The 13,263-nt window shown below is 54.0% G+C and carries 15 protein-coding genes and 1 pseudogene; 10 read left to right on the top strand and 6 right to left on the bottom strand.

Going from position 1 to position 13,263, the window contains the following annotated elements:
- Positions 1 to 254: 254 nt before the first annotated feature.
- Complete coding sequence (locus OM794_RS15000) at positions 255 to 1,148, top strand: dihydrodipicolinate synthase family protein (protein WP_226247134.1); 894 nt, start codon at positions 255 to 257, stop codon at positions 1,146 to 1,148.
- A 39-nt stretch (positions 1,149 to 1,187) separates the two neighbouring features.
- On the opposite strand, the gene OM794_RS14995 is transcribed toward OM794_RS15000, so the two are convergent.
- Positions 1,188 to 1,730, bottom strand: a complete 543-nt coding sequence (locus tag OM794_RS14995) for an adenylate kinase (protein WP_226247132.1) — start codon at positions 1,728 to 1,730, stop codon at positions 1,188 to 1,190.
- A gap of 154 nt (positions 1,731 to 1,884) precedes the next feature.
- On the opposite strand from OM794_RS14995, the pseudogene OM794_RS14990 reads away from it, so the two are divergent.
- Positions 1,885 to 2,574: pseudogene (locus OM794_RS14990) on the top strand (VIT family protein).
- Positions 2,575 to 2,668: 94 nt separating this feature from the next.
- Positions 2,669 to 3,298, top strand: a complete 630-nt coding sequence (locus OM794_RS14985; RefSeq protein WP_226247130.1) for an SDR family oxidoreductase — start codon at positions 2,669 to 2,671, stop codon at positions 3,296 to 3,298.
- Between the two features lie 15 nt (positions 3,299 to 3,313).
- Here OM794_RS14985 and OM794_RS14980 read toward each other — a convergent pair whose 3' ends face one another.
- Entirely contained in the window at positions 3,314 to 4,297 is a 984-nt protein-coding gene (locus OM794_RS14980; RefSeq protein ID WP_226247128.1) for an aldo/keto reductase, read from the bottom strand.
- A 106-nt stretch (positions 4,298 to 4,403) separates the two neighbouring features.
- Here OM794_RS14980 and OM794_RS14975 point away from each other — a divergent pair, with 106 nt between their 5' ends.
- A complete protein-coding gene (locus OM794_RS14975) occupies positions 4,404 to 5,345 on the top strand; it encodes a LysR family transcriptional regulator (RefSeq protein WP_226247126.1) in 942 nt (313 codons plus the stop codon).
- A 41-nt stretch (positions 5,346 to 5,386) separates the two neighbouring features.
- Entirely contained in the window at positions 5,387 to 5,986 is a 600-nt protein-coding gene (locus OM794_RS14970) for a class I SAM-dependent methyltransferase (protein WP_161463039.1), read from the top strand.
- A 28-nt stretch (positions 5,987 to 6,014) separates the two neighbouring features.
- Here the strand turns inward: OM794_RS14970 and OM794_RS14965 are convergent, their stop codons facing one another.
- The 3 genes from OM794_RS14965 to OM794_RS14955 all read right to left on the bottom strand — a co-directional run bounded on the left by OM794_RS14965 (position 6,015) and on the right by OM794_RS14955 (position 7,494).
- On the bottom strand, positions 6,015 to 6,287 hold the full coding sequence (locus OM794_RS14965) for a Txe/YoeB family addiction module toxin (protein WP_226247124.1): 273 nt from the start codon (positions 6,285 to 6,287) through the stop codon (positions 6,015 to 6,017).
- On the bottom strand, positions 6,268 to 6,540 hold the full coding sequence (locus OM794_RS14960) for a type II toxin-antitoxin system Phd/YefM family antitoxin (RefSeq protein ID WP_035584465.1): 273 nt from the start codon (positions 6,538 to 6,540) through the stop codon (positions 6,268 to 6,270). The genes OM794_RS14965 and OM794_RS14960 overlap by 20 nt, the downstream gene beginning before the upstream one ends.
- Positions 6,541 to 6,723: 183 nt before the next feature.
- Complete coding sequence (locus OM794_RS14955) at positions 6,724 to 7,494, bottom strand: NAD(P)H-dependent oxidoreductase (protein WP_265153854.1); 771 nt, start codon at positions 7,492 to 7,494, stop codon at positions 6,724 to 6,726.
- A 131-nt stretch (positions 7,495 to 7,625) separates the two neighbouring features.
- On the opposite strand from OM794_RS14955, the gene OM794_RS14950 reads away from it, so the two are divergent.
- Entirely contained in the window at positions 7,626 to 8,498 is an 873-nt protein-coding gene (locus OM794_RS14950) for a LysR family transcriptional regulator (RefSeq protein ID WP_264167756.1), read from the top strand.
- A gap of 20 nt (positions 8,499 to 8,518) precedes the next feature.
- Here the strand turns inward: OM794_RS14950 and OM794_RS14945 are convergent, their stop codons facing one another.
- Positions 8,519 to 9,433, bottom strand: a complete 915-nt coding sequence (locus tag OM794_RS14945) for a LysR family transcriptional regulator (RefSeq protein WP_226247121.1) — start codon at positions 9,431 to 9,433, stop codon at positions 8,519 to 8,521.
- Between the two features lie 118 nt (positions 9,434 to 9,551).
- Between OM794_RS14945 and trpB the strand changes: the two genes are divergently transcribed.
- The 4 genes from trpB to OM794_RS14925 all read left to right on the top strand — a co-directional run bounded on the left by trpB (position 9,552) and on the right by OM794_RS14925 (position 12,803).
- The gene (gene trpB / locus OM794_RS14940; RefSeq protein ID WP_226247120.1) at positions 9,552 to 10,781 is read left to right on the top strand and encodes a tryptophan synthase subunit beta; all 1,230 of its coding nucleotides are present in this window, start codon (positions 9,552 to 9,554) and stop codon (positions 10,779 to 10,781) included.
- Positions 10,782 to 10,825: 44 nt separating this feature from the next.
- Positions 10,826 to 11,665, top strand: a complete 840-nt coding sequence (gene trpA / locus OM794_RS14935; RefSeq protein WP_226247894.1) for a tryptophan synthase subunit alpha — start codon at positions 10,826 to 10,828, stop codon at positions 11,663 to 11,665.
- Positions 11,666 to 11,835: 170 nt separating this feature from the next.
- Positions 11,836 to 12,456, top strand: a complete 621-nt coding sequence (locus OM794_RS14930; RefSeq protein WP_226247119.1) for a LysE family translocator — start codon at positions 11,836 to 11,838, stop codon at positions 12,454 to 12,456.
- 122 nt (positions 12,457 to 12,578) lie between these two features.
- Entirely contained in the window at positions 12,579 to 12,803 is a 225-nt protein-coding gene (locus OM794_RS14925; RefSeq protein ID WP_226247118.1) for an addiction module protein, read from the top strand.
- Positions 12,804 to 13,263: the final 460 nt, after the last annotated feature.

Raw genomic sequence — 13,263 nt, 5'->3', positions numbered from 1 at the left:
CCCTCGCAGCACTAACAATACTGTTTTTATATTCAGCCATGATAGTATGACTGAAAGATAAACATCTAAAGTAACTGTGCCGTATCGATACGGCGTATACGCAAACACTACATCAATTCAAGAAAAATAACAGAAAGTTATGTCAACGAATAACGAGGATAAGCTGAGGCTATTCCATTACCGTATGTTTCTACATAATAGCTAATCGTCTGGGCGACACTGAGATTGGCATCTATCTAAAAGGAGCATCCACTATGTTTACTGGCCTCAGTGCATTTCCGCTAACCCCTGTGAGCGAGCAGGGCATCAAGGAGTTTGAGTTTGCCCGTTTGGTTGAGCATTTAGCTGAGGCTGGGGTGGACTCCATTGGCGTGCTGGGCTCGACGGGGAGCTACGCCTATTTAAGCCACGCTGAGCGTGCCCGTGTTGTGAAGCTTAGCGTTGAAAATGCAGCGGGTGTGCCTATTATCGCGGGCATTGGTGCGTTACGTACTCGTGATGTGCTGGCCCATGCAGAGAGTGCTCAGGAGGCAGGCGCCAGCGGGGTGCTGCTTGCGCCAGTTTCCTACCAAAAGCTCACCGATGACGAGGTATTCGACCTCTACGCCACGGTATGTCAATCGCTGAGTGTGCCGCTCTGCGTGTACGACAACCCTGGTACCACCCATTTCGAATTCAGCGATGAGCTGCATGGTCGAATCGCCCACTTGCCCCAGGTTCGCTCTATCAAGATTCCCCCGGTGAACAGCGATATTCAAGCAGCAACGGAACGAGTTGCACGGCTGCGCAAGCTAATCCCCTCTGATGTCACCATCGGTATTAGCGGCGACGCGGCGGCAGCCATCGGTCTAAATGCGGGGTGCGATGCCTGGTACTCGGTTATCGGTGGAATATTCCCGAAAGCAGCGCTGGCACTCACCCGAGCTGCTCAGGCGGGGAATGCCCAAGCGGCTCAGCAGCTTTCAGAACAGCTTGAGCCACTGTGGTCGCTTTACCGTGAATACGGGGGGAGTCTGCGAGTAGCGGCTACTATTGCAGAAGTCACTGGCAGAGTGAGCCAGCCCTGTTTACCTCAGCCCTTGCAAGCGCTGCAAGGGGATGATCGCAGAAGAGTGGAGCAGGCACTGGAACAGCTTGGGCTTGATTAACGCTAAGCCTTTGTGCAATAGACCTACCCTCTCTGAAGCCTAAGCGCCGACCTTGAAACTATTCACCAAGGCTTGGGCTTCTTTTATGGAAGTCAAACGTACAAACTGTATATGCGCATAGCGGGGGTTAATCATATCGGCAAAGTAGCGTTTCCGGTTTTGTCTCCATGTTTTAAGCGACCATAGCAGAACCGAATCACGGCTTAGAAATGTTTTGCGGAAGCTCTCGCGATTACCTGTATCAGGCCAGAGTTCCTCTTGGCTGATGATGCGTTTAACAGCACGGGTGAGGGCTTGGCTAAATACTCGCCAAAAAGGGTAGTCGATCCACACCACCATATCCACATCACGCCACTTTATATGCCGAGTGCGGTCGAAGTTACCGTCCAACACCCAGCCTTCGGGTGAAGCGGCTAACGCCTTTTCCAGGGCGACAAAAAACTCGTCATCTGGTGTGCCTTGCCAGTCAGCTCGCCAGAATAGTTGATCAAGCTGAACGCATGGGGCGTTCAAGGCGTCCGCGAACTGCTTTGCAAGGGTACTCTTGCCACTGCCACTGGTGCCGACCACGTTTATTTTCATGGTGAGTCCTCTTTAAGTGGCGAAGCATCTTATAAACTGATCCGTCAATGGGCAACTGATACCCATGGTCAATTCCAGAGATCAACCAGGCTTGTAAGGTGCTAAGCATATTTAAACGTCAACGCTGAGGCGCAACTACTAGGGTAATCAACCTATGATCCACTCAGAGCATCATCGATCTCACCGTAACGGTTGGCTGCGTGCTGCTGTAATGGGCGCTAACGATGGCATCGTTTCGACGAGTAGTTTGATACTGGGCGTTGCCGCGGCCAGTACCACTCAAAGTGATATTATGTTGGCGGGTATTGCGGGCTTGGTGGCAGGTGCCATGTCGATGGCCGCAGGCGAGTATGTTTCGGTAAGCTCACAATCAGACACCGAAAACGCTGACCTTGAGATCGAACGCAAAGCACTGGATGAGCATTACGAACTAGAACAGGAAGAGCTTGCGGCTATCTATGAAACCCGCGGCTTGGCGCCTGAACTGGCAAAGCAGGTCGCTGAGCAATTGATGACCAACGACGCCCTGGGCGCGCATGCGCGAGATGAGGTCGGCATCACCGACACCAGCCAGGCTCGCCCACTTCAGGCAGCACTCTCTTCCGCTACGACGTTCACCATCGGTGCACTGCTACCGCTGCTGGTCGCGTGGTGGGCACCAAATGCACTGCTGATTCCACTAGTAGCGCTGTTCTCACTGCTCTTTTTAGCCTTTCTGGGTGCTATTGCTGCCCGAGTGGGCTGAGCACCCATCCTAAAAGCGGCGGCAAGAGTAATGTTCTGGGGCGCGCTCGCCATGGCTTTAACATCCGCCATCGGGCACCTGTTTGGCGTGATGGCTTAGAGGCAAGCTGCGCCGACACTGCTCGCATCCCGGGGTTGAATTCCACCTAAGTGCCTGCACTCATAAGGGAGTAATTGATTCACAAGGAGCCGTTATGACAACGTTAGTGATTGGCGCGAACGGACAGATTGGTAAACAGTTTTGCGAGCTGGCCCAGCAAGCCGGCACGCCTATTAAAGCAATGATTCGTAGTGAAGAGCAGGCGTCGTGGTTTAAAGAGCGCGAAATCGACACCGTAATAGCCGATTTGGAAGGCGAGTTTGAGCACGCCTTTGAAGGCTGCGATCAAGTGGTCTTCACGGCGGGTTCTGGCCCCCACACCGGGCCAGATAAGACGCTGATGATCGACCTTTATGGTGCCATTCGTACCGCCGACTTAGCCAAGCAAAAAGGTCTTTCACGCTACATTATGGTGAGCGCCATGCGGGCAGAAAAGCCGCTGGAGGCACCTGAGAAAATGCGCCCCTACATGGCTGCGAAATTTGCAGCTGACGCGCATCTACGCAATAGCGGCCTTCCCTATGTCATTCTCAAGCCCGGAAGGCTAACCGACGAAGCCGCTAGCCAGCAGTTTGCCAGCACGGTGGAGGAGTCTGGCGATAACCAGATCTCCCGTGCCAATGTGGCTCACGCACTGTTGCATGTGGTGCAAACCCCAGGTGTTGTAAACCAAGAGTACCTACTGCTGGATGGTAAGCGCCCGATTAGTGAGATTGTTCAGTAGGCAACTGGCCGCCACTCACGCATTCACCCCCTTCATGCCCTCCGGTGTATAGCGCTCGCCGATGACCGGATGGAGTGCAGTGGCCGCCTCAAGCTTTTGCTGCTCATCGGTGGTCAGGGAGATGGACGCCGCTGCCGCATTCTCTTCAAGGTAGCGCAGCCGCTTGGTGCCGGGAATCGGCACAATGTTATCGCCTTTGGATAGCAGCCAGGCCAGCGAGAGCTGCGCAGGGGTGCAGCCTTTGAGTGCTGCCATGTCACCAATCACCTCAGCGATTCGGCGGTTAGTATCCATGGCCTGTTCAGAGAAGCGCGGCAGGTTAGAACGAAAATCGTCTTCGCCGAAATCAGCGTTTTCTTGAAACCTACCCGTTAAAAATCCTCGGCCAAGAGGAGAGTAGGGCACAAAGCCGATGCCGAGCTCCTTGCAGGTGGGCAGTACCGCTTGCTCCACGTCCCGTGTCCACAGCGAATATTCGGTTTGCACAGCGGTGACCGGATGTACCGCATGGGCACGGCGCAAGGTATCAGCGCTGACTTCGCAGAGGCCAATGTGGGCGATTTTTCCTTCTGCCACCAACTGGGCTAAGCCCTCCATGGTCTCTTCAATAGGGGTTTCCGGGTTAACGCGGTGAACGTAGTAGAGATCGATCTGTTCGATGCCCAGCCGCTTTAGCGACGCCTCGCAGGCTTGGCGGGCATAACGGGCGCTGCTATCCAGGCTACGCTGATACTCGCCGGGGTTGCGCACAATGCCAAATTTGGTGGCGATACTTACGTTTGGCTTATGACTGGCAAGAAAACGGCCAATCAGCTCCTCGTTATGGTGTGGCCCATACATATCTGCCGTATCGAAAAAGTTGATCCCCAGCTCCACCGCTTGGGCCAATACGCGAAGCGATTCGCTATCGTCTCGGGGGCCATAAAACTCGCTCATTCCCATGCAGCCTAAGCCAATGGCGGAAACGGTTAGGTCGGTTCCGAGTGTACGTTTTTGCATGCTATGTCTCCTGTCATTACTTACGAAACCATGGCTCATCAAGAGATCGTGAGCCGTTTTCGAGTGCTTGTTGAAACGCGCAATAACAGCGTGGCACTATCCAATAATGAAAAAAATTAACGATTTCGGTAAGCCGTTTACCAGTTTTGAAAACCAGATGCCCCGTGGTTGGGTATGGGATGACACACGAGCCTTTCTGGCGGTGGCCCGCCATGGCACTTTGAGCGGCGCAGCAGCGGAACTCCACCTGGGTATCGCGACGCTCTCCCGACGTATCGAGCGGCTGGAAAAAGCCTTAAAGCTGCCGCTGTTTGTTCGCCAGCAGTCGGGCTATCAGCTTACCGAGGAAGGGGCCGGGCTAATCGAAAAAGCCGAAGCGCTGGAAGCCGCCGCAGCGGCCTTCTCTAGCGGCGGCGCACTCGCTACGCAACTGAGCGGCAGGGTGCGTTTGGCCACGGCTGAAAACCTGGCCACGTCGTTGATTCTGCCTGCATTGCCACAATTTTATGCTCAGTACCCCGGCATCACACTTGAGCTGGTGACCGATATCACCACCGTTAATCTGCACCGCCGCGACGCCGATGTAGCACTTAGAATGGTCAAGCCCGAGCGGGGTAATGTCACCCTTCGTCGCCTTGGCACCCTGGGTTTCGGGCTATACGCCAGCCCTCATTATGTAGCGCAGCGTGAGGCTCACCACGATGCTGGCAATTACGACACCGACGCCTTTATCACCTGGGGCGAAACGCAGGCGCACCTGCCTGCCGCCCAATGGGTTGAGCGGGTTCTGCAAGGGCAGGAACCGGCGTTAACCACCACCTCGCTGGCGACCCAGCTAGCGGCGGCGAAAGCGGGGCTGGGGATAGCGGTGTTGCCGCATTTTCTGGCGTTGGAGGCTGGACTGGTGTGTGTCGCTGCGGATATTGGCGTGGATCAGCCCATCTATCTCGTTATTCAGACGGATCTCACCCAATCAGGCCGTACCCGGGCCGTGGCGGACTTTCTGACTGAGCTGGTGGCCAGTAACCGCAAGCGCTTGAGTGGGTGATATAGTCACTAATTACTCACTTTTTATCTTACAGGCCATCCATGACACCCACTGATATTGGCAGCGCCTACGATCAGATCACCCACCTCTGGGAAAGCGAAAAATTCAATCTCGCTAACGGGATAGAGGCGCACAAAAGGGCGCTTTCGTTTGTGAAGGGCCGAGGAAAGGCACTCGATATCGGTTGTGGGTGTACCGGCCGCTTTATCGACTTCTTGCAACAAGAAGGCTTTACGCCTGAAGGCGTGGATATTTCCGATGAAATGCTGCGCCTCGCTAAGCAGAAGCACCCTGACGTGACCTTTCACCACCAGGATATTTGCCAGTGGCAGCCGCTGGAAAAATACGACTTTATCACCGCCTGGGACAGCATTTGGCATATTCCGCTAGTGCAGCAGGAAAGTGTGATGACCAAACTTATCGGAAGCCTGAATAAGGGTGGGGTACTGATCTTCTCTTTCGGCGGTACCGACGAACCTGGTGAGCATACCGATAGTTTTATGGGGCCCGAGGTCTACTACTCTACGCTTGGCACAAACGGCTTCGTATCCTTATTGATGAAGTTAGGCGCGGTGTGCAGACATCTGGAGTACGATCAGCACCCGGAGTTGCATACTTATTTGATAGTGCAGAAAAGGTAGCGTCGTGCTTTTCATCAATTAACTATTATCAGGACTGATCGTAATGTCCGCCGATGGCAAAAATATAAATGGCTTTGTCATCGAACCGGTAGATCAGCCGATCTCTGTGTGAAATGCGCCTTGACCACAAGCCAGAAAGATTGTGTCTGAGTGGCTCGGGTTTTCCGATACCAGCCGTTGGATCGTCAGAGCGGAGCATTTCTTTTAAGAGTTTGCAGAGCGCTTTATGCAGCTTCTTATCTGTTTCACGCATTTTTTCATAGGCTTCCCACGTACGGCCCTCAAATACCAGTGATCTCATTCATCTGCTCATTATCAGGTTGGTATCCTTGACCACGACTATGGGTATCTAGAGAAGCCGCAATTTGTTGCATGAGGTCTCGGTTCTGAAGCACATGCAGTGTTTCTTGCTCTCTTTCCCAGTCCTCAGCGCTAATCACCACAAACGCCTCTCCGGCACGACGGGTTACCTTTAAGGGTTCGTGCTGGCTAATCACTTGTTCTACTACGCTTTTCAGGTTGTCTCTGAATTTGTTAACACTGATAATATCCATAACGTCACCATAATGTACGGAAATTCCGTACAACTATATCTCACTAGCTCCGACAAGGCCAAGCGCAGCGATAGCTTTATCGCTGCGCTTGGCCTAGATTTCCTGAATTCATAGTTGCACGTGCTGGTAATATTGTGCAGCTAATAATACTTTGTCTGCATGATGTTGCTGTCTAAAAATCTGCTAATGGTCGATGTGAATGGTCAGTCCCTCTTTCCCCATAGCAATATGGTCAGCGAGTATATTTTGCTGATACTCCCCACCATTTTGCCGCCGGAATGGAATAGGAGATTCATTAAAAAGATTTTCGAGGCGTAGACGCCAAGCGGCTAGCTCCTTCGCTACGCTGACTTTCGAAAGTTTGCCGGTGCCATACACGGCATGGGTTGGCAGTACATCCATACCTGGGAAAAACAGGGCGCCGTGGGTGATGGGGAATAGCAATTCCTCCAAGGGGCCATTAATACCTCGGGGTGAATAGTCCTCCGCTGGGCCACCCACCATTACCGACAGTAATGCCCGTTTGCCTTTGAGAATACCGTCTCCATAGCGATAACGATTGCCTTCATCTTTGTATCCGTAAGCAAATCCATAGGCGTACACCCGGTCTATCCAGCCTTTGAGAATGGCGGGCATACCAAACCACCACAAGGGAAAGTGGAATATGACGGCGTCGGCGGCAAGCAGCTTGTCCTGCTCTGCGGCGACATCCTGCGTCTGCTGGTGAGTGGCATAGGCGTGCTGCGACTCTTGAATAAAGCCTAGCCGGTCATTGTTTATACGGTTGGGGAAATCGTGCTCATCAAACGTCGCTTTCCAACCCATGCCATATAGGTCTGACTGCAGCACGGTTTGGCCTTGTTGCTCCAGTATTTGTACCGTTTCAGTTACGAATCGGCGGGTCAATGATGTGGGCTCTGGGTGCGCATACACAATTAATATGGTCTTGGACACTCTAATGCTCCTACAGGCGAATTTACTTAGTGGATACGCTAGAGATTGTGGGCAAGAATAAGCTATCAATGAAATTAATAGTTTTATGACCTACTATATAAAATATGGATACTAAAAGGCTGGATCTTAATTTGTTGGCGACCTTAGAGGCTTTGCTTGAAGAGCAAAATGTCACGAGAGCCGCCGCACGGCTGCATCTTAGTCAGCCTGCCGTTAGCGCTCAGCTGAGCCGCCTTAGGGATATGTTCAACGACCCGCTGCTCATTCCGGCTCACCGCGGGATGATGCCTACCACCAAAGCGTTGGAGTTACTTACCCCACTACGTATTGCACTGGATCAGGTGCGAGAGACGCTGATAACGCACCAGCACTTTGAACCTGCCCAAGCGTCGCTGACCATTACGATTGCATGCACCGATTACCTTCAAGCGGTCATTGGTTTGGCGGTCATGAACGAATTAAGGCGTCAAGCACCTGGCATTAGAATCGCCATACGTAGTCTGGAGCCACCCAGGCTGGAAGCTCAAATGGCACGGGGTGAAGTGGATCTTGCACTCATGACACCCGAAGAGGCGCCCAAGGTTTTACGAATCAGGCCGCTGTATGATGAGAACTATGTGCTGGTTGGGTGCTGGAATCACTCACAGCTAAGTGAAGAAATGACGATTGAAGAGTATGTCCAGCTCGAGCATGTAATCGTTTCGCTCAGCGGAGGCGATTTTTCCACTCAGGTGGATCAGGTCTTACAAACATTGGGCTATAGACGCAATGTTGTTCTGTCGACATCTTCATTCCTGTTCGTCCTTGAGATTGTTGCTCACTCACGTTTTGTAGCACTGGTGCCGCGGCGTTTAGTTGCCCAGCGTTCCGACCTTAAAATTGTTGAATCCCCCATTAAATCACTGGGATTCAAAGTCGGTATGGTGTGGCATGAGCGCAATCATGGTCACAGCGCGCATCGTTGGGTGCGTGAGCAAATATCGCGCATCCTTTGCGTGAAATAAACGTTCATCAAGTAGTCATATTAGCAGCGGTCAGCCCCCAGCTCCCGCTTGAGCCACTCTGCCAGTGGCTCGCTGCGGCGAGGGTGGGTGAGTAAGTCGGCTTGGCTGGGCAACCACAGGCACAGCCGGGCGGGGGTTTCGATACTTCCCCAGGGCGCAATTAGCCGCCCGCTCCTCAGGTCGTCTTCCACCAATAGCCTCGGCGCGATGGCGATACCCAGGCCCGCCACTGCCGCTTCCATCAAGTAGTAAAGGTGATCGAACCCCTGGCCTCTGCTTAGCGTCGCTTCAAGCTGTGCTAGCTCCAGCCCTTTGGCAGTGGCCCACTGCGGCCATGCCTGGGGGCGGGAAGATGTATATAAAAGCTTATTGGCAAGCAGCGATTCGGGCTTGGTCGCATCGCACTGGGCCGCCAGCTGCGGGCTTGCCACCGCACATATCTGCTCTTCCATCAGCTCGAATACCTCAACACCTGTGGGCCAGGGTGGCTCGGCAAATGCCAGGGTGGCGCTGGCATCCGTTTGCGTGCCCGGCTGCTCGCTTTCACTCACCACTACCTGCAATTTCAGCTGGGGCAGCTCGCGGTGCAGGCGATCCAGACGGGGAATCAGCCAGCGCGCCAGCAGGCTGCCAGGGCAGGCCAGGGTGAAGGGCGCCTCTTCCACGTCACGCTTGAGCGCTGCACAACTATCCTTCAAGCGTGAGAACGCTTCACCCACACCACTCTGCAGCCGCTCGCCGTGTGGTGTCAGCACAATGCCACGGCCCGCTTTGGTAAAAAGCGCCACGCCAAAATGGTCATCCAAGCTCTTTAGCTGGCGGCTAACAGCACCGTGAGTCACGCTTAGTTCATCGGCAGCGGCGGTCACGCTACCCAAACGGGCAGTGGCTTCAAAGGCGCGCAGAGCGCTAAGCGGCGGCATGCTGTGTTGCATGAGACATCCTGCTGATAGTTGACTTAAGCTCACATGTTGCTGACATCTTATCGATTTTTATCCCCACCTGCTTGCGCTACTTTCACTACATTGTTTGATAACGCATTCAGAGGTCGTGATGAATCAACCTGTAGACGTATCCCAGAGCCTGCCCGATGCCAACGGGCTATTCGGCAGCTTCGGCGGCCGCTTTGTCGCCGAAACGCTAATGCCACTGATTCTAGAGCTGCAAGACGAATACACCACCGCCAAGAACGATTCCGAATTCCAGCGCCAGCTGGCCTACTTCCAGGGTGACTACGTGGGGCGGCCAAGCCCGCTCTACTTCGCCGAACGGCTGACCGAGCACTTTGGCGGGGCGAGCATTTATCTCAAACGCGAAGAGCTGAATCACACCGGCGCGCACAAGATCAACAACTGCATCGGTCAGGTGTTGCTGGCCAAACAGATGGGCAAGAAGCGCATCATCGCGGAAACCGGTGCGGGCATGCACGGCGTTGCCACCGCTACCGTTGCGGCGCGCTTTGGTTTGCCCTGTGTCATCTATATGGGCGCAACCGACATCGAACGCCAGCAGCCCAACGTATTCCGCATGAAGCTGCTGGGCGCGGAAGTCATCCCCGTTACCTCGGGCACAGGCACGCTAAAAGATGCCATGAACGAAGCGTTGCGCGACTGGGTAACGAATGTCGACGACACCTTCTACATCATTGGCACCGTAGCGGGGCCACACCCGTACCCCGCGATGGTGCGTGATTTCCAGGCGGTAATCGGACACGAAACCCGTACGCAAATGCTCGAAAAGCACGGCCGACTGCCGGATTCGCTGGTGGCCTGCATTGGCGGTGGTTCAAACGCTATGGGGCTGTTTCACCCCTTCCTGAATGACCTTGATGTGAAGATGATTGGCGTGGAAGCGGGTGGCAAGGGCGTTAAAAGCGGGCTGCACGCGGCCAGCCTGAACGGTGGCACCCCCGGCGTGCTGCACGGCAACCGCACCTACTTGCTGCAAAACGAAGATGGTCAGATTATCGACGCTCACTCGATTTCCGCCGGGTTGGACTACCCCGGTATTGGGCCAGAGCACGCATGGTTGCATGAGCAGAGGCGGGTCGAGTACGTCTCTGCCACTGACGACGAAGCGCTGGAAGCCTTCCAGGTTTGCTGCCGCCAGGAGGGTATTATCCCCGCCCTGGAGACCGCCCATGCCCTGGCCGAAGTGGCCAAGCGTGCCCCCAGCCTGCCACGCGAGCACTTAATGGTGGTCAACCTCAGCGGCCGTGGCGATAAGGACATGACGAGCGTCGCCCATCACCTTGGCGATAAATTCGGAGTGAAAAACGTATGAGCGCGATCCAGGACAACGCGATGAACACTATCGTGAATCAGACCATGCACAAGCCCACGCGTATCGAACACTGCTTTAGCACACTCAAGCAGCAAAACCGCCCGGCACTGATCAGCTACCTGACCGCCGGCGACCCGGATGCCGACACCTCCCGCCGCCTGTTGCACGGGTTGCCAAAAGCGGGGGTGGATATCATCGAACTCGGCATGCCGTTCAGCGACCCGATGGCCGATGGCCCCGCCATCCAGAAAGCCGCGCTGCGCGCCTTGAATAATGGCCAGACCCAAGTCAAAACGCTGGAAATGGTGCGCCGCTTCCGTGAAGAAGACAGCACCACTCCCATTGTGCTGATGGGCTACTACAACCCCATTTACTGCTACGGCGTCGAGCGCTTCTTGACCGATGCCGCCAAGGCCGGAGTAGACGGCCTAATCGTGGTAGACCTGCCGCCCGAGCACGACGAAGAGCTCTGCCAGCCAGCGGCGCAACACGGCATTGATTTTATTCGCCTGGCCACGCCGACCACCGATGCCAAACGCCTGCCCAAGGTGCTGGCGAACGCCTCCGGGTTTATCTACTACGTTTCCGTGGCGGGCGTCACCGGAGGCAGTGCTCCCACCCCAGAACGGTTGGAAGGCGCAGTAGCCGAGCTTCGTGAACATACTGAACTGCCCATCGCCGTTGGTTTTGGCATCCGTACAGCCGAACAAGCGGCCATGATCGGCCGCTTCAGCGATGCAGTCGTCGTCGGTTCTGCACTCGTTGACTGTATCGAAAATGCCAACACGCCTGATGAAGCTGTGGAGCGTGTGCATGGCCTGGTAAGTGAACTGGCGGAAAGCGTCGGGGCTTGCCGGGAGGTGGTTGAGCCGCAAGTTTGCTGATCAGGGTATACGTCCCTTACTTACCGATTAACGCTGCTGTTGGGAAATGTATCGCCTCTGTTTGGTATCAAAGATTGAGCCAAGCCTTCGTGAGCAGCTAATCTAAGCACTTGGGCATATAGTCTAATGCTAATGAAGTACTTTGCTGCGAGCCTAGAGAGGCGATTTTCATGAACCTGACCACGCTACTGCTGTTTATTCCGGCCTGCTTCGCTCTCAATATGGCGCCAGGGCCTAACAATCTGCTGTCACTGACCAATGCCAAGCGCTATGGCGTTAGGGCCGCTTGTCTAGCAGGTATTGGGCGGTTGGCAGCCTTTGTTGGCATGATTACGCTGGCTGCTACCGGTTTGGCGACGCTGCTTTACACCTCTGAAAAGATTTTCCTGGTCATCAAGGTAGTAGGTGGCCTCTATCTGATATGGCTGGCGTATCAATTATGGGGTGCCGACAGCACTGAAAGTGTTGGCGAAAGCACCCAGCCCAAGAGCCTGTTTGAGCTGGCGCGACAAGAGTTCCTGCTTGCCGCTGGTAATCCAAAAGCCATCCTGATTTTTACTGCATTCCTGCCGCAGTTTGTGGAGCCCAGCGGCAATGTAGGGCAGCAATTTATAGTGCTAGGTGCGCTGTTTTTGCTGCTGGAATGGGTAGCGATTGCCGGTTACGCCTATGCAGGCAGCTTTTTAAGCCACTGGTTTTCACGCCCCGCCATGCGGAGTTTATTCAACCGCGGCTGCGCAGGCTTATTGGCCAGCGCAGGAGTAGGGCTATTGCTTGCTAAAAAAGAGTGAGCAAGCTTTAACATGGGAGGCAGCTTTAGCTCGTGACCTTCCCAGGCTGTCTATAGACGTTGGGATATCGAAAAGATAATAGGTGATATACCTTCAACCTGATGCATTAATAAGGTAGCGCTATGAACATTCAAGAGCTTGTTAGTGAAGCAGAGTCATTACCCGTTGAAGAGCGTGCAAGAGTAGTTGATGCGCTGCTGCGTAGCCTCAATTCTCCTGAATCCACTATCGACAAGCAGTGGGTCAATGCTGCCCAATGTCGTTTAGATGATATCCGGGCGGATAGGGTGGCTACCGTTTCAAGTGAGCAAGTGTTCGCTAATCTGCGCGCAAGGCTTGAAAGATGAATGTTCGCTTTCACCCAGAGGCGGAAGCAGAGCTAGCTGAAAGCACATAATACTATGAAGCCATTGAACCTGGCCTAGGATGGGTCTTTGCACTAGAAGTGCACTCAGCCATCGAACGCGCAAATAGCCACCCAGAAGCATGGGCCGTATTAGAGGGTGATATACGCCGTTCGGTGGTACGCTGCTTTCCTTTCGGTGTCCTTTATGCTTTTGAGAACGAAGATATTTTTGTTCTCGCTATCATGCATTTACATCGTGAGCCACATTGTTGGAAGCATCGGCTATAAGTTAGGTCACCATGTTAGGTTAATAAAAATTGTTCCTTGGCGTCACTTTTCTGAACGCGCTTAAGTGGTACATAAACCACGAGAGGCCTGCAAAGGGCGGGGATTCTTACCCAGGTTTTAGGAGAAAACGCTCAGCAGAATACGCAACTGATTAACAAACAGCGAGGTAGCAA

Origin of the sequence: Halomonas sp. BDJS001 (genome assembly GCF_026104355.1) — a bacterium.
Lineage (GTDB): Bacteria > Pseudomonadota > Gammaproteobacteria > Pseudomonadales > Halomonadaceae > Vreelandella.
The sequence above is the reverse complement of the archived record's forward strand: the minus strand, read 5'-3'. Positions and strand labels throughout refer to the sequence as shown.